The following is a 15,309-nucleotide window of genomic DNA, read 5'->3' as shown; positions in this document are numbered from 1 at the left end:
CAGCGAGCGGTGTCTCTTAGTCAGGCCTGGTCGTTCGGGCACCAATACAACTTCCGGCCTCCGAGCTCCTCCAGCACTATGTTCGCGCCGCAGAGCCGACAGGGCAATCCCTCGCGGTGGTAGACCCAGTGCCGGTCGATCCGACGCGTCAGTGCCTTGCGCTTGCCGGCAGGGGTGAGCCCGTCTCGTGTCAGCATTTGGCCGGTCTTCACGCCGATCGGAAGCAGGTAACACCAGTCCTGCCAGAGGGCGCGCACTGTCTCCTCCGGCACGAGCTTGCCAGGGGTGTGCGGGTTGAGTCTGGCTCGAAACAGCAGTTCGGCTCGATAGACATTGCCGATGCCGCTGACAACCTTCTGGTCCATGAGCAGCAGGGCGATGGGGGTCGGCTTCTTACGGATGACGCTGACAAAACGCTCTTCGCTGACGGCTTGGTCGTCGACGAGCGGATCGGGACCGAGCTTGGCGAGCGAAACATCCACCTGTTCAGGCGTCTGCACCTCGCACGCAGTCGGGCCGCGCAGGTCGGCGACGGTGTCTCGGGTGAGCAGACGAACGCGAACAGCCCCGACCGGCTCGTGCGGGAAGACGGTCGGCTCATCGCTGAGCACATCCTGTTCCGACATACGCAGCCGCCGTCGCCGCGGGGCGCCGATACTCGGCCGAGAGCCGTCAGCATCTAAATCAAGGAGCGTGCCGCGCTGATTGGTCTGCCCCATTCGCCCGTCAGCGGCTGCGACGGTGGCATCCGCGGTGAAGTCACCCGCAAAATCCCACGCTCCGTAAAGCCCGAGGTGGATCCGAAGCGTCAGGTGGTTGTCGAACTCGAGGAACATCTGCTTGCCAACGGCGCGCGCGGCAATCATCGTGTGTCCGTCGAGCAGGACGGCTCCGTCGGCGAAGCGACCCTGGGGGGATGACACTGCGGCCTCTTTCCCCACAAAATGTCGGGCGAATTGGCGAGCGATGCGGTGGACGGAATGGCCTTCTGGCACGGTCAGTTCACCTTCTGGCCAGTGATCACGCCGGTGGCCTCGTACTCCGCGAGTTGCGCGATGCGACGAGCGTGGCGTTCCTCACCCGAAAACGGCTCCCCGATGAACGTATCGATAAAGAGTTTTGCCTCCTCGACGCTGTGCTGCCGTGCGCCGATCGCAATCACGTTTGCATCGTTGTGCTGGCGAGCGAGCAGAGCGGTCGATACATTCCAGACCAGAGCGGCCCGGACACCGACCACCTTGTTCGCCGCGATCTGCTCGCCGTTTCCGGAGCCGCCGAAGACGATTCCGAGGGCCTCTATGCCCGCGTCCTGGTCGACAACGGTGCCGTGAGCCGCGCTGATGCAAAAACTCGGGTAGTCGTCCACCGCGTCGTAAATCTTCGGACCGTGATTCACTACTTCGTGACCAGCCTGCCGCAGATGGTGCTGGAGATCGTCGCTGAATTCGAGCCCGGCGTGGTCCGTGGCGATGTGGATGCGCATGCCTCCCAATTTAGGTGATCGGGAGCCGAGCGAAGTGCGGTGAGGTCACGGAACCCAGTACCCGACCCGAGCAAGAAGGCGGATCTGCGCATCGGCATCCTCCCGCACAGTGACCTGGGGCGGAAAGACCCCCATCGCCCGGAAGTCATCGACCTGCGGCCCCACGATCTCCCACAGTCCATCGACGAGCGGATCGGGTAGCGAGTAGTCGAGACCGATGAACTTCGCGATCGACCAGGCCTGAAATGCACGGTACGTGCTGGCATGAATCAGGTAGTTACCGACTGAATAGTCACCGTAGCTCAGGTGAACGATGCGGGACAGGTCGATGTTGTCAGTGACGGCCTCGGTCGCCGCGTCATTGATATCCCCGTAATTACCGATCGGGTCATCGCCGAGCAGGTCGCCGTCATGCCCGGTACCGACCTCCGACGCCGTGTGGCCGGCGAGTACGTCCGGGACCCAGGCCTCGTCGAAGGCATGATGGGCGAGGATGTCGCGAAGAGTGGCGTCGGGCTTGCGCGACCAGTCCGCCGGAACGGCGAGAGCCAACTGGTCGGAATCGATCATGTCGATCACCTCCCGCAGAGCCGCATCAGACATGAGAAAGAGATCCTGTTCGTTCATGGCAACACGCTACTGCGAGCAGCCGACAGTCGAGACATCCGCGGGCCAGACCTCCGCGGTCCAGACCTCCGCGGGCCAGACCTCCGCGGTCGACACTTTAGGAGTCGATGACTTACGAGTCGAACCCGAGCCCAACGGCATCCAGTGTCTTCAGAAGCAGGTTGCGACGCCCGCCATTGTGGTCGGCCCGGTCCAGTGCCCACTTCGTGGCCTGCACACCGGCGAAGGCCACTGGCTCCGGGGGAAATGGGAGGGGTATCGAGCGCACCATTTCGAGTTCGGTTCGTTCAGTCGATTCGCCGGATAGGCGGTCGAGCATCACGTTCGCGGCGAACCGGCTCGCGCCGACGCCCAGTCCGGTGAAACCGGCGGCATAGGCAACCCGACCGCGGCGAGCGAGTCCGAAGAAGGCACAAAACCGCGTGCTGGTATCGATGACGCCACCCCAGCGATGGCTGAACTTCACGCCTTCGAGCTGGGGGAAAGTCGTAAAGAAGTGGCTCGCAAGCCTCTGGAATGACTGCGGCCGGTCATCGTAGGAGGGGCGGATGCGTCCGCCGAAGTGGTAGACCGCGTCGTAGCCTCCCCACAGAATGCGGTTGTCGGCGCTCAACCGGTAGTAGTGAAACTGGTTGGCCAGGTCGGCAATTCCCTGTCGCCCCTGCCAGCCGATGGAGTCGAGCTGCGCATCCGTGAGCGGTTCGGTCATGAGCACGTAGTCGTATACCGGCACGGTGTGCAGGCGATACCTCTTGAGCAGGGACGGGAAGGCGTTGGTGGCGAGCGCGATCCGCTCAGCGTTCACGAAACCACCATCGGTGGTGAGGGTCACAACACCGGTTGGCAGCTCACTGTCAATGCCTCGCACCGGTGAGTTCTCGCGGATGTCGACTCCAGCCTCTACGCACGCCCTGGCGAGCTCCGCGGCCAGTTTCCCGGGATGCACAAGGGCGGTCGCGCGCGTGCTCCACAACCCGCCCTGGTAGGTCGGCGAATTGACCAGGGAGCGGATGCCCTCGGCGTCGTAGTACAGCTCGCCATCGCCGTCGTGCGCTGCGGCGAGCTCCGCTACTTGATATGGCTCGGTCGCGACTGCCAGCGACCCGGTGCGTTCGAAGTCACAGTCGAGTCCTAGACGCGCCACGGTCGCGGCGATCTCGTCGAGGTTCTCCGTGCCGAGCCGGTCGAGCTGTTCGAGCTCGCGGGGAAAACGGGCGAGCCCATTGGCCTCGCCATGGGTGAGCGACGCCTCACAGAACCCACCGTTGCGTCCGGATGCCGCCCAGCCGATCGTCTTCGCCTCGAGCACGATCACCCGCGCGCTCGGATCTCGCTCGACCGCCTGCAGCGCGGTCCACAGTCCGGTGTAGCCAGCACCGACTACCGCAAGGTCGTAGCGCACGGTGCCAGAATGTCGAGGGTAGACCGCACGCGCGCCGAGATCATCAAGCCAGAACGGCGCGAGCCGAGCATCCGCAAGCGATTCGGTGATGATGCGCGCGTCAGGTATCGATCGTTCGAAAACGGTGCTGGACATGGAGCAACACTAGCGATCCGTGTGTTCAGTCGAAGATCGGACCCCGAGTGCGGGACCGCTTGATCTCGAAGAACCCGTCGTAGCTGGCTAACGCGACCACGCCATCCCACAGCGTGGCTGCCTGTTCGCCCCTCGGCGCTGGCGCGATCACCGGGCCGAAGAAGGCGTAGCCACCAACCGCGATAACGGGGGTACCGACATCCTGTCCCACCCGCTCTATTCCATCCGAGTGGGATGCCCGCATCTGCGGATCGTATTGCTCGGAGTCGGCGAACTGGGCGAGCGAGGCGGGCAGTCCGGTCTCGGCAAGCGACTCGGCGATGATCGCGTCGGTGTCGGTGCGGTCGCCGGGATGGATGCGCGCACCGAGCGCGTCGTACAGGGGCTTCACTGCAGACTGGCCGTGCAGTTCGGTGACCGCCGCGACCAGGCGTGTGTAGCGCAGTGCCCGGGGCAGGAACTCAGTGAACCGTTCGGGCAGATCGGTTGCGTTTTCGTTGAGTACGGCAAGGCTCATCACGTGCCAGCTCACATCGAGGTTGCGCAGGGTGACGACCTCGTCGAGCCAGCGGCTGGTCATCCAGGCCCACGGGCACGATGGGTCAAACCAGAAGTCGACGGCGGTCGGGGGCGTGGGGGAAACAGTCATGCTTCGAAAGATATCCGAGTCCCCTGAAAACGCGAACTGGGTCTGGATTCGCGCTCGATCGAGGCGCACACTCAGAAGAGAATATTTCGAGCGTCGTGGAAGGCCCTCATGCGAACAACACCTGCACTGCTTCCGGTCCTGTCCCGAGGCAAACACCGCACCGCCCGTCGAGGTGCCTGCTTCATGGAATACGCCTCTTACCTTGCTGGCGAGCCCTGGAGCGATCGCCCCTCCTGCACCGATCCGGCGCTCGGCTCTCTCGCCAGAATGATCAACGACTGCACGTCGGACGCAGCGCGCGGCCGGCTGGTCATCCTCATCCCCGCGGTGATCGGCCTCACCGGCGAAGGCACGATCACGGGCATCCGTGTTGCTGCGCGCGCTGCGAGCGCTGCGCTGCCGGTCGCGAGCGAGGGCCGCCAGCGCGCCCTCGCAGCGGGATTGCTGCGCTGCGATGACATCCTGGCCGGATTCGGCGAGAGTGAATCGAGCACCAGCCGATCGATGATCCGCCGCGCCCTCGATGACACCCCCGGAGCGGGTGTCTGGGCCGCCGAGTTCCTCGCGGCGGCTGGCGTGCTGAACCCCCGGTCGATACCCCTGATGAGCGACGCGATCATCCGCACGGCGGTAGTGGGAATTGCGGATGCCTGCATACAGGATCCGGATGACCGCCTGCGCGAGTTACTTGCCCAAGCCATCGCAGACTTCGGCATCAACAGCGATCGCACTGCCGACCAGACAGCCAGGGAACTCCAGCCGGCGCCCTGACGACCGCAACTAGACTCCGTTCTTGGACATGATCCATTGAGCGAAGGAGCCGCAATTGCCTGGAGAGAACCTTACCCGCGTCGAAGCCCAGGAGCGTAAGTCGCTCGTCTCGGTCGATCACTATGACGTTACACTCGACCTCACGACCGGGCCGGAGACCTTTCGCAGCACTACCGTCGTCAAGTTTGATGCGACGGTGGAATCATCAACGTTCATCGATGCAATCACCCGCACGGTGCACTCCGTCACCCTCAACGGTGTCGAATTGGACGCGGCGGCCGTCAGCGACGGCATCCGCATCCAACTGCAAAATCTTGCTGCGCACAATGAGCTCACCGTCGTCGCCGACGCCGAATACACCAATACCGGCGAAGGCCTGCACCGGTTCGTCGACCCGGTCGACAATGAGGTCTACCTCTACACCCAGTTCGAGGTTCCGGACTCCCGCCGCGTCTTCGCGGTGTTCGAGCAGCCCGATCTCAAGGCCACCTTCGGCTTTACGGTGACGGCTCCTGCGGCGTGGCAGATGGTGAGCAACTCACCCACGCCAGAGCCCGCCGTCAGCGGGGATTCCGCCACATGGGCGTTCGAGACCACCCCGATCCTCTCTTCCTATGTCACGGCGCTCGTCGCTGGCCCGTATGAGGTAGTGCGATCTGAGCTGACCAGCAGCGACGGCCGCGTCATCCCACTCGGTCTGTTCTCTCGCAAGTCGCTCAGCCAGTACCTCGACGCGGACTACATCTTCAAAAAGACCCGCCAGGGATTCGCGTATTACGAAGAGAAATTCCAATACCCCTACCCGTTCGCGAAGTACGACCAGCTGTTCGTGCCCGAGTTCAACGCCGGAGCGATGGAGAACGCGGGTGCGGTCACGTTCACCGAGAGCTATGTGTTCCGCTCGAAGGTAACCGACGCGATCAAGGAGCGCCGGGTCGTCACGATCCTGCACGAACTCGCGCACATGTGGTTCGGCGACCTCGTCACCATGAAGTGGTGGAATGACCTCTGGCTTAACGAATCCTTCGCAGAGTGGGCCTCCACCATCGCGACGGCCGAGGCCACCGAGTGGACCGAAGCCTGGACCACGTTCCAAGCCATGGAGAAGAGCTGGGCCTACCGCCAGGACCAACTGCCATCGACGCATCCCGTGGTCGCGACCATCGAGGACCTCGAGGCCGTCAAGGTGAACTTCGATGGCATCACCTACGCCAAGGGCGGATCGGTACTCAAGCAGCTCGTGGCCTGGGTTGGCATCGATGCCTTCTTCGCCGGGGTCGCCGCCTACTTCGCCAAGCATGAGTACGGCAACACGGAGCTGAGTGACTTGCTCGCCGAGCTCGAGATCACCAGCGGCCGTGACCTCAGCGGCTGGTCCGCGCTCTGGCTCGAGACCGCTGGTGTCAACACGCTGACACCCGAGATCGTGACGGATGCGACGGGCGTCATCACCTCGTTCGCCATCGTGCAGTCGGCCGTGGCCGATTACCCGACCATCCGCCCGCACCGTCTGGCCGTCGGCTACTACGATCTCTTCGACGGGTCGCTCGTGCGCACGCACCGGGTGGAACTCGACGTGGACGGCGTGCGCACAGAGGTGCCGGAACTCGTCGGCACGACGAAGCCGGCGCTGGTGTTACTCAACGACGACGACCTCGCCTACGCGAAGATCCGCCTCGATGCCGACTCGCTCGCCGTCGCGATCGATCACCTCGCGCAGATCGAGAATCCGCTCGCACGCGCGATCGTCTGGGGAGCGGCGTGGGACGCCACTCGCGACGGCGAAAGCTCCGCGGGTGACTATGTGCGCCTCGCCCTCGCCAACATCGCGAGCGAGAGCGAGTCAACCACCATCCGCACCACACTCGGCCAGCTGGGCCTCGTCACCAAGCAGTACGTGGCTCCGGCGCGCCGCACCGAGACGCTGACCCGCGTCGGTGACACCCTGTGGACACTGGCGACGGAGGCCGCCGCCGGTACCGATGCCCAGTTCCAGTTCGTGAAGTTTTTCGCAGCCTATGCGTCGACCCCCGAGCACGCGGCGACTCTCAATGGGCTCCGCGACGGTTCGGCCCCGCTTCAAGGGCTGGAGATCGACACGGATCTCGGATGGGAGATCCTCGCCGGTCTCGTTCTTATCAGCGCCGCCGGTCAGACGGAGATCGACGCGGCTCTCGCGGCCGACAACACGTCAAACGGTCAGCAGGCCGCGGCTCGGGTATCCGCCACGATCCCGACGGTGGAGGGCAAGCGTGCCGCGTTCGACTCACTCGTCGGCAGCAATACCCTGCCGAACTCAATCGTGCGCAACGTCACCGTCGGGTTCCAGCACGTCAACGACCCCTCGGTTCTCGAACCGCTCGTCGAGCCGTATTTCGCTGCGCTCAACGACATCTGGTCGAATCGGTCCTATGCAATCGCGGAATACATGATCGTCGGTCTGTACCCTGCGCCGCTGGCATCCGTAGTGCTGGTGGATGCGACGAAGGCCTGGCTCGCGGCCAACCCGGCGATCCCGGCGCTGCGGCGGCTGGTCACCGAGAATCTCGCGGGAGTCGAGCGCGCACTGGCCGTGCAGTCCAAGGACGTGTAGCCCGCGCACTGGGCCGGCGGTGGTGCTGCCGCGGGTTCTACGCGCGAACTAGGGGCGAACTACGGGCGAATACGGACATTCCGGGTCGGCACGCCGGCCCGGAATGTCCGAACCCGCCCGTGTTGTGATCGGTGAGCAATATCCCCCGGGCGGATGATTCGTCGGGGGACGCCGTCACTAGGCTCGAATCATGAGGATGATTTCGTGATTGAAGCGACCGGCCTGACCAAACGATATGGCTCGAAGACCGCCGTCGACAACGTGACCTTCTCGGTGAAGCCGGGGCAGGTCACCGGATTTCTTGGGCCGAATGGCGCGGGTAAATCCACCACCATGAGGCTCGCTGTCGGACTCGACCGGCCGTCAGGCGGCACCATCACGATCAATGGCAGGCGGTATGCCGACCTGAAGGCGCCGCTTCGCGAGGTGGGTGTGTTGCTCGACGCTAAGGCGGTGCACACCGGACGCTCGGCGATCAATCATCTCCGTGCCCTCGCTGCCACACACAGCATCGGACGCGCACGCGTCGACGAGGTGATTGCGCTCGCCGGACTGGAATCGGTCGCCCGCAAACGCGTGGGCGGCTTCTCACTGGGAATGGGACAGCGGCTCGGGATCGCTGCCGCTCTGCTCGGTGACCCGGCCACACTCATCCTCGATGAACCGGTGAACGGCCTCGACCCCGAAGGGGTGATCTGGGTGCGCAACCTCGCTCGATTCCTCGCCTCCGAGGGCAGAACCGTATTTCTCTCGTCGCACCTGATGAGCGAGATGGCGCAGACCGCAGACCACATCATCGTGCTCGGGCGAGGTCGCATCATCGCGGATGCTCCGGTGAACGAGATCCTGGCGCTCGCGACCGGCACCGCGGTGCTGGTGCGCACTCCGGATGCCGAGCGTTTCGGTGCGTTGCTCGCGGCGCCCGACATCACCATCGCGCATCGCGAACCGCACCTCCTACAGGTGACCGGCCTCTCCGCGGCGATGATCGGAGAGCTCGCAGCGAGCAACTGTGTTGTTCTGCATGAGCTCTCACCGCAGTCCGGTTCGCTCGAAGACGCCTACCTCGCCCTCACAAAAGACGAAGTCGAATATCACGCGGGAGAGGTAGCACGATGACAACGACAACCACGACGACCAGATACACGGCGCATGGCTCGGGACTCAGCTTTCGAGGCCTGCTGGTCTCCGAGTGGATCAAGCTCACCTCGCTGCGCTCGACGGTGTGGTGCTACGTCATCATGTCGACCCTGAATATTGGCCTTGGAGTGCTGTTGGCCATCTCGTTCCAGCAACGGCCAGACGCGACAGCGCTGCTCGACCAGGGCTACTGGGTGCAGTCAGCCACCATCGCCATCGCCTTCAGCCAGTTGGTCGTCTCTGTTCTCGGGGCCTTGGTGATCACGGGCGAATACGGCACTGGGATGATCCGCTCCACGCTCACCGCGGTTCCGAAGCGACTTTCCGCGCTCTTTTCCAAAGCCATGGTGTTTGGCGTCGTGACTTTTGCGGTCTCTCTCGCCAGCATCATCACCGCGGCATTTCTCGCACAGCTAATCCTCAACAGCAGGGGCCTGAATATCGATCTGGCCGACGGAAGAGCATGGAGCGCGCTCACTGGTGGTGCTGTCTTTCTGACGCTGGCGGGACTAATCGCGCTATTTCTCGGCACGATAGTTCGCAACAGTGCCGGCGGCATCTCGGCTGCACTCGGACTGATCATCGTCGCCCCGATCGTCGTGCAGATCTTTGCCGCGGTCACCCGGGCATCCTGGGCTCAGAATGTTCTCGAATTTCTCCCGAGCAGCGCGGGGACGCGGATGTATGGCTACGTGGCCACCCCCGCGCCGAACATCCCCGACGTGGTCGTGGTCGATCCCGCGCAGGGCCTCCTCGTGATGATTGCTTGGGTGCTGTTCTTCGGCATCATCGCCAGCCTCTTGCTCAAGCGGCGGGATGCCTGACCCAGCAACAGCCCTCCGTCGGCGCCATCCTGACGCAAAACGGGCGAGTTCGGTCACTCCGGGTCGGCATGCCGGCCCGGAATGACCGCGATCGCCCGGGATAGGGGCCGCACGACCGCCTCCGGTAAACTTGGGGACCATGATGACTGCGGTAACGATCAATGGATGGGATGCCTTCTGGGCGATCGTTCAAGACGTCTACAAGATCACATTCGTGCAGGTGATCCTCATCATTGTGGTCGCCGTCGTGGCGCGGATCGTGCTGCGATTCGCGATCGACCGTGTGGTGAAGCGCATCGTCAGCGGTGTGAAGAAGCGCCAGAACGTCGAGGATACGCAGGCGCTGATCATCTCGCCGCTGAGCGCCGTGCGCGTCGTGCAGCGCACCCGCACCCTTGGCAGCGTTCTCAACAACATCGTGGCGGTCGTGCTCGTCATAGTGGCCGGGCTCTTGGTCATCACGAGGATCGACTCGACGATTCTCGGCTCGTTCGCGCTCATCACAGCAGCACTCGGCGCCGGGCTCGGCTTCGGCGCGCAGAACATCGTGAAAGACGTGCTGAACGGCCTGTTCATGGTGGCCGAGGACCAACTGGGCGTCGGCGATATCGTGGACCTTGGTCCAGCGACCGGCGTCGTCGAGACTGTCGGTATCCGCATCACCCAGATCCGCGACGTGAGCGGCACAGTCTGGTTCGTTCGCAACGGCGAGATTATCCGGGTCGGCAACATGTCGCAGGGCTGGTCGCGCGTGATCATCGACCTCCCTGTACCTTACGACACCGATGTAACGGCCATGCGGGAGGTCATGCTCAACAGCGCCACCGAGATGGCAGCTGATCCCGAGTGGCGGGGCCGCATCCTCGAGCACCCGGAGATCTGGGGAATCGAATCCCTCTCGGCGGAAGCCATCGTGATCCGTCTGGTAATGAAGACCCGGCCGGGCGCGCAGTACGACGTGGCGCGCGAACTGCGAGCTCGGATCAAGGTCGATATCGACAGCACGGGTATCCGACTGCCCTCCCTCAATAGCGTTGTCGTCGCCTACAAGGGGGGCGGGGAGACCGCTGGCCCGCGCACGGCACCGGACCCGGTGGCATCGACCGCCGGACCGAACGGCGTTGGGCTCAAACAAACGGGGAAGCCACACCCATGACAACAGACGACCCGGCCGGCCAGGTCAATCCCATTGAACTGCGCTCGAGCGAGGCTGTAATCGGCAGCTTCTACGAAAAAATCGGTGGTCATGCCACCTTCGAACAACTGGTTCGCGCGTTCTACGACGGAATTCGTACCGACGAAGTGTTGATGCCGATGTATCCGGAGCAGCCCGATCTCGAGGGGGCGATACAGCGTCTCACTGGGTTTCTCGAGCAGTACTGGGGTGGGCCAGGCACCTACTCCGAAGTGCGCGGCCATCCTCGGCTTCGCGCTCGCCACATACCGTTCCGAGTGAATCCGGATGCCCGCGACCGCTGGCTGCGCCACATGCGCGCTGCCGTGGACACCCTCCACCTTTCCCCGCTTGACGACGCAACACTCTGGGACTACCTCGACCGCGCCGCGCACGCGATGGTCAACACCTTCGGCGAGTAGCTCGGGGTCTTGACACGCGACAGTCTCGACACACGCCCCGGGGGCGCTACTCGACCAGCGGTGTTCGAACAGCGAGCCCAGCCCGGATGAGCGTTGCTCGGGCATGCCGAAGCACCGGCTCATCCACCATTTTCCCGTCGAAGCGGAACACTCCGCGTTCCCCCTCCGCGGCGTCGAGCATGGCCGTCGCGAGGGAGACCTCCTCTGGCGTCGGGCGGTAGGCATCCCGGATCACGTCGACCTGGCTCGGGTGGATACACGCCGTCGCCGTGAATCCGCTGCCCCGGGCATCCAGCACCTCGAGTGCAAGCCCCGAGAGATCGGGAATATCGACATAAACCGAGTCGATTGCCGCCCGGCCCGCGGCACCTGCGGCGAGAAGCATGCTCGAACGGGCGTGCGACGCGACTGCCCGATAGCGACCGTCGTCGTGGCGGCTTGACGTGCCTCCCAGGGATGCAATCAGGTCTTCTCCACCCCACATCACCGCAACCACCCCGGCAGCGGCCGCGATCGATGCAACATTCACGATGCCGACCGCTGTCTCGCACAGTGCAATCACCTCGAACCCCGCCAGCAACGCGACCTGCTCGGCAGATTCGCTCTTGGCGAGCATGAGAAGTCGATACTCGGTGCGCGCGACAGCCGCAAGATCCGCGGCAAGGTGGCCGGAGTCCACCGCGTTCACTCTCACGATGGTGGATGCCGGATCCAGGCGGTGGGCGACCAGCGCCTCGCGCGCCGCGGCCTTGTCTTCCGGCGCAACGGCGTCCTCGAGGTCGAGAATCACCGCATCCGCCCGTTCTGCGGCTTTCGCGTATCGGTCAGGGCGGTCCGCCGGGCAGAACAGCAGGGCCGGGCCGAGGTCAAATGTCATTCCTCGATCTTCTCGCACCAGACCAATGTTGTGCGCACGGCGCTCGCCACGATCGAATCATCCTGGTTGCGCCCAACATGACGCAACACCACGAGGCCCTGGCCCGGGCGCGACTTCGACAGTCTCTTCTCCTCGACGACCGTAGAGGAATACAGAGTGTCGCCGACAAAGAGCGGCGCGGGGAAGGTCACCTCACCGAAGCCGAGATTTGCGACCAGAGTGCCCTGAGTAAGTTGCGCCACAGAGCTCCCCACCAGCGTCGACAGTGTGAACATGGAGTTGATGAGGCGCTGGCCGAAGGGTTGCGTTGCGGCGAACGCGGCATCGAGATGCAGGGCCTGGGTGTTCATCGTGAGAGTCGTGAAAAGCACGTTATCGGCTTCGGTCACGGTGCGGCCCGGCCGATGCAGATAGCGCGCACCCACCTCGAACTCCTCAAACCAGAGCCCGCGTTGCAGGATATCCCGATGCGGCTCGTCCATCGGTTACGCGAATCCGAGGTCTCGCGCGATCACCATGAGTTGCACTTCGGTGGTCCCTTCGCCGATTTCGAGGATCTTCGAGTCACGGTACTGCCTTGCGACCGGATTCTCGTTGAGGAAGCCATATCCACCGAAAATCTGGGTGGCGTCCCTGGCGTTGTCCATCGCGGCCTCCCCCGCCACCATCTTCGCAATCGAGGCCTGCGCCTTGAACGGTACCCCGGCGTGCATGCGGCGTGCGGCGTCGTAGTAGGCGAGGCGGGCGGTGTGCACCCGGGCCTGCATCCGCGCGATCTTGAAAGAGATGAATTGGTTTGACCCGATGCTGCGCCCGAACACGTTGCGCGATTTGGCGTACCGTACAGACTCGTCAAGGCAACCCTGGGCGGCGCCGGTGGCGAGGGCTGCGACGGCGATGCGTCCCTCGTCGAGGGTTTGCACGAAGTTGGCAAAGCCGCGGCCACGCTCGCCGAGCAGATTGGCTTCGGGAACCCGCACATCCCGAAGGGTGAGCGGATGCGTGTCACTCGCGTGCCATCCCACTTTGTCGTAGCTCGGCTCGACGGTGAAACCAGCAATCGGTGTCGGTACGAGGATCGCGGAGAGCTCCTTCTTGATCGAGCCGTCTGCGCGGGTGGACTCCCCGGTGACGGCCGTGATCGTCACGAGCCGCGTGATGTCAGTGCCGGAGTTGGTGATGAACTGCTTGGTGCCGTTGATCACCCATTCGCCGTCGATGAGCTCTGCGGTGGTCTTGGTACCGGCGGCATCCGACCCGGCATCGGCCTCGGTGAGTCCGAATCCGGCGAGTGCCCGCCCGCTCGCGAGCTGGGGCATCCACTCCTCCCGCTGTGCATCGGTACCCCGGCGGAAGACCGGCATGGCGCCGAGTCCGACTCCCGCCTCGAGTGTGACGCCGACGCTCTGGTCGACCCGGCCGAGCTGTTCGACGGCGAGGCAGAGCGTGAAGTAGTCCTTACCCTGTCCGCCGAGTTCGGTGGGAAACGGCAGGCCGAAAAGGCCGAGGTCGGCCATCTGGGACACGACCTCATAGGGGAAGCTGTGCTCGGCGTCGTGCTTCGCCGCCACTGGCGCCACCACCCGGTCGGCGAACTCGCGCACGAGATCGCTCACTCGCTGCTGGTCATCGGTGAGGTCAAAGTTCATGGTGTCTCCGTTGACAGTTCAGTGATGCGGATCGGTAATAGGGTTCAGGTGCTTGGTCTAATTTTGTCGCTGGGTGAGGCGCTGCTAACTCAATTAGGTTAGTGATGATTAACTGGATTGTCTACAGTAGGGTGTGAATCCAATGACCGAAAGGGTGCGGATGGCTGTGGCAACCGACATTCCGGAAACCCCGCGGGCGCGAGCCAAGGCAGACCGCCGCCGCGCTCTTCTCGCTGCAGCCGCCCGACTGTTCGCCGAGCGCGGCTTCGACCGGGTGTCAATGGAGGATCTCGGATCCGCCGCCGGAGTAAGCGGCCCGGCCGTCTACCGGCATTTCCCTGGCAAGCAGTCCGTGCTCGCCGCGCTGCTCACCGATGTGAGCCAGGGCCTCTTCGACGGCGGCTCGACCGTAATTGATGAAGAAACGGATGCCGCGGTCTCCCTGCGCGCCCTCGTAACCTTCCACGTGGCCTTCGCGATGGCAAATGCCAACGTCATTCGCGTGCAGGATCGCGACCTCGAAAGCCTCGCCGATCCCGAACAACGCCAGGTGCGCGCGCTGCAGCGCAACTACGTCGAGCTGTGGGTCGGCGTACTTGCGCGTCTGAATCCCGAGACCTCAGCCGCGGCGCTGCGAGTGAAGGCGCACGCGGCCTTCGGGCTCATCAACTCGACACCCCACAGCGGTCATTCCGCGGGCACCGGCCAGATTCTCGAAGCGATGGCATGGGCGGGCCTTCGCGCCTGAAACCACCTGCCGACGGGGTGTCTGTTCCGCCTCTACAGCCTGTTCCGCCTCGACAGCCTGTTCCGCCTCAACCAGGTTGAGCAGGCACGAGTGATCGATCAGCGCTGCAGGCTCCAGGCTCGACGCTTCACCAGAATGTGCCCGCGCGGCGAGGTAAGGCGAGTCCATGGTCCGGTCTCGTAGATGCGGATGGGTTCTTCGCCACCGAGAAACCCCAGTGACAGTCCGGCGAAGGCCGCCCCGGCTGGCACATATTCGAACCCGGTGATTGGCTGGCCCCATACCTCGGAGCGCACTCGGTGCACGAGCTGCTCTCCGATGCCGGTCGGTACCGCGGCGGCAACCTCATCGATGCCCGATCTTGCGACCGCTTCGAGCACGGATGCCTCCACCGACTCGAGCGCTTTCCATCCGCCCCGCGGTGGCGAGATCGCGGCCCAGGTGACCGTGTTGACCTGCATCGGCAAGCTCACGGTGACCGCTGCGGTGGGGTCGATGATCCCGCTCTGCAGCCGGTTGAGGCGTTCGAGTAGGGAGCGCACCGGCACAACGGCGTCGAAGGAGTCCGGCACCGTGACATCCGCTGCTGCCAGCGCGAAAGTACGCAACCCCAGCACTGTCGGGCTCTGGTCGAGCAGCCCCGCCGGCACCAGCACGGCGACGTAGACCGCGAGCACCCCCGAACCGGCAATCAGGCGCACGGAACCGTCCTCTACGCGCTGGGCGCGACTGAGGAATACCTGCAGGTCGCCAAGGGAGAGGGAGTCAACAAGGGAAAATGTCTGGCTCATCTGCTCTCTAAACTATAGGAGCGT

At 64.0% G+C, this 15,309-nt stretch carries 16 protein-coding genes; 7 read left to right on the top strand and 9 right to left on the bottom strand.

The window, feature by feature from the left end; translation table 11 throughout:
- Positions 1-20: 20 nt before the first annotated feature.
- The 5 genes from IWX88_RS03980 to IWX88_RS03960 all read right to left on the bottom strand — a co-directional run bounded on the left by IWX88_RS03980 (position 21) and on the right by IWX88_RS03960 (position 4,296).
- Entirely contained in the window at positions 21-995 is a 975-nt protein-coding gene (locus tag IWX88_RS03980; RefSeq protein ID WP_196827375.1) for a DNA-formamidopyrimidine glycosylase family protein, read from the bottom strand.
- A gap of 2 nt (positions 996-997) precedes the next feature.
- Positions 998-1,483 carry a ribose-5-phosphate isomerase gene (locus IWX88_RS03975; protein ID WP_196827373.1) on the bottom strand — a complete coding sequence of 162 codons (486 nt, stop codon included), beginning with the start codon at positions 1,481-1,483 and terminating at the stop codon, positions 998-1,000.
- 45 nt (positions 1,484-1,528) lie between these two features.
- On the bottom strand, positions 1,529-2,110 hold the full coding sequence (locus tag IWX88_RS03970) for a hypothetical protein (protein ID WP_196827371.1): 582 nt from the start codon (positions 2,108-2,110) through the stop codon (positions 1,529-1,531).
- Between the two features lie 112 nt (positions 2,111-2,222).
- The gene (locus IWX88_RS03965) at positions 2,223-3,647 is read right to left on the bottom strand and encodes an FAD-binding oxidoreductase (RefSeq protein ID WP_196827369.1); all 1,425 of its coding nucleotides are present in this window, start codon (positions 3,645-3,647) and stop codon (positions 2,223-2,225) included.
- A gap of 25 nt (positions 3,648-3,672) precedes the next feature.
- Positions 3,673-4,296, bottom strand: coding sequence for a DsbA family protein (locus IWX88_RS03960; RefSeq protein ID WP_196827367.1), 624 nt, complete (start codon positions 4,294-4,296; stop codon positions 3,673-3,675).
- 183 nt (positions 4,297-4,479) lie between these two features.
- Between IWX88_RS03960 and IWX88_RS03955 the strand changes: the two genes are divergently transcribed.
- From IWX88_RS03955 to IWX88_RS03930, 6 genes are all read left to right on the top strand, one after another.
- Positions 4,480-5,067 (top strand): hypothetical protein, encoded by a 588-nt coding sequence (locus IWX88_RS03955; protein WP_196827365.1) that lies wholly within the window; start codon positions 4,480-4,482, stop codon positions 5,065-5,067.
- A 55-nt stretch (positions 5,068-5,122) separates the two neighbouring features.
- Positions 5,123-7,660, top strand: coding sequence for an aminopeptidase N (pepN, locus tag IWX88_RS03950; RefSeq protein ID WP_196827363.1), 2,538 nt, complete (start codon positions 5,123-5,125; stop codon positions 7,658-7,660).
- Between the two features lie 204 nt (positions 7,661-7,864).
- The gene (locus IWX88_RS03945; RefSeq protein WP_196827361.1) at positions 7,865-8,779 is read left to right on the top strand and encodes an ATP-binding cassette domain-containing protein; all 915 of its coding nucleotides are present in this window, start codon (positions 7,865-7,867) and stop codon (positions 8,777-8,779) included.
- Positions 8,776-9,624, top strand: coding sequence for an ABC transporter permease (locus IWX88_RS03940; RefSeq protein ID WP_196827358.1), 849 nt, complete (start codon positions 8,776-8,778; stop codon positions 9,622-9,624). The genes IWX88_RS03945 and IWX88_RS03940 overlap by 4 nt, the downstream gene beginning before the upstream one ends.
- Before the next feature lie 139 nt (positions 9,625-9,763).
- Positions 9,764-10,780 (top strand): mechanosensitive ion channel family protein, encoded by a 1,017-nt coding sequence (locus IWX88_RS03935; RefSeq protein ID WP_231368754.1) that lies wholly within the window; start codon positions 9,764-9,766, stop codon positions 10,778-10,780.
- Positions 10,777-11,220, top strand: coding sequence for a globin (locus IWX88_RS03930; protein WP_196827356.1), 444 nt, complete (start codon positions 10,777-10,779; stop codon positions 11,218-11,220). The genes IWX88_RS03935 and IWX88_RS03930 overlap by 4 nt, the downstream gene beginning before the upstream one ends.
- A gap of 46 nt (positions 11,221-11,266) precedes the next feature.
- On the opposite strand, the gene IWX88_RS03925 is transcribed toward IWX88_RS03930, so the two are convergent.
- Genes IWX88_RS03925 through IWX88_RS03915 form a run of 3 tightly spaced genes read right to left on the bottom strand, consistent with a single transcriptional unit; the run spans position 11,267 to position 13,746 of the window.
- Positions 11,267-12,097 (bottom strand): CoA ester lyase, encoded by an 831-nt coding sequence (locus IWX88_RS03925; protein ID WP_196827354.1) that lies wholly within the window; start codon positions 12,095-12,097, stop codon positions 11,267-11,269.
- Entirely contained in the window at positions 12,094-12,579 is a 486-nt protein-coding gene (locus IWX88_RS03920; protein ID WP_196827352.1) for a MaoC family dehydratase, read from the bottom strand. Before IWX88_RS03920 ends, IWX88_RS03925 begins: the two co-directional genes overlap by 4 nt.
- 3 nt (positions 12,580-12,582) lie before the next feature.
- Positions 12,583-13,746, bottom strand: a complete 1,164-nt coding sequence (locus IWX88_RS03915) for an acyl-CoA dehydrogenase family protein (RefSeq protein WP_196827350.1) — start codon at positions 13,744-13,746, stop codon at positions 12,583-12,585.
- Positions 13,747-13,906: 160 nt separating this feature from the next.
- Between IWX88_RS03915 and IWX88_RS03910 the strand changes: the two genes are divergently transcribed.
- Complete coding sequence (locus tag IWX88_RS03910; protein ID WP_231368753.1) at positions 13,907-14,494, top strand: TetR/AcrR family transcriptional regulator; 588 nt, start codon at positions 13,907-13,909, stop codon at positions 14,492-14,494.
- A 98-nt stretch (positions 14,495-14,592) separates the two neighbouring features.
- Here IWX88_RS03910 and IWX88_RS03905 read toward each other — a convergent pair whose 3' ends face one another.
- Positions 14,593-15,285 (bottom strand): hypothetical protein, encoded by a 693-nt coding sequence (locus IWX88_RS03905; RefSeq protein WP_196827346.1) that lies wholly within the window; start codon positions 15,283-15,285, stop codon positions 14,593-14,595.
- Positions 15,286-15,309: the final 24 nt, after the last annotated feature.

Source organism: Frigoribacterium sp. CG_9.8, from assembly GCF_015751965.1.
Lineage (GTDB): Bacteria > Actinomycetota > Actinomycetes > Actinomycetales > Microbacteriaceae > Lacisediminihabitans.
Note: the sequence above shows the minus strand (reverse complement) of the source record. Positions and strands in the feature narration are given on the sequence as shown.

Coding starts and splice junctions, on each gene's coding strand:
- IWX88_RS03975 (WP_196827373.1), bottom strand. CDS start 1,483: ATGCGCATCCACATCGCCACGGACCACGCCGGGCTCGAATTCAGCGAC.
- IWX88_RS03970 (WP_196827371.1), bottom strand. CDS start 2,110: ATGAACGAACAGGATCTCTTTCTCATGTCTGATGCGGCTCTGCGGGAG.
- IWX88_RS03965 (WP_196827369.1), bottom strand. CDS start 3,647: ATGTCCAGCACCGTTTTCGAACGATCGATACCTGACGCGCGCATCATC.
- IWX88_RS03960 (WP_196827367.1), bottom strand. CDS start 4,296: ATGACTGTTTCCCCCACGCCCCCGACCGCCGTCGACTTCTGGTTTGAC.
- IWX88_RS03955 (WP_196827365.1), top strand. CDS start 4,480: ATGGAATACGCCTCTTACCTTGCTGGCGAGCCCTGGAGCGATCGCCCC.
- IWX88_RS03940 (WP_196827358.1), top strand. CDS start 8,776: ATGACAACGACAACCACGACGACCAGATACACGGCGCATGGCTCGGGA.
- IWX88_RS03935 (WP_231368754.1), top strand. CDS start 9,764: ATGATGACTGCGGTAACGATCAATGGATGGGATGCCTTCTGGGCGATC.
- IWX88_RS03930 (WP_196827356.1), top strand. CDS start 10,777: ATGACAACAGACGACCCGGCCGGCCAGGTCAATCCCATTGAACTGCGC.
- IWX88_RS03925 (WP_196827354.1), bottom strand. CDS start 12,097: ATGACATTTGACCTCGGCCCGGCCCTGCTGTTCTGCCCGGCGGACCGC.
- IWX88_RS03920 (WP_196827352.1), bottom strand. CDS start 12,579: ATGGACGAGCCGCATCGGGATATCCTGCAACGCGGGCTCTGGTTTGAG.
- IWX88_RS03915 (WP_196827350.1), bottom strand. CDS start 13,746: ATGAACTTTGACCTCACCGATGACCAGCAGCGAGTGAGCGATCTCGTG.
- IWX88_RS03910 (WP_231368753.1), top strand. CDS start 13,907: ATGGCTGTGGCAACCGACATTCCGGAAACCCCGCGGGCGCGAGCCAAG.
- IWX88_RS03905 (WP_196827346.1), bottom strand. CDS start 15,285: ATGAGCCAGACATTTTCCCTTGTTGACTCCCTCTCCCTTGGCGACCTG.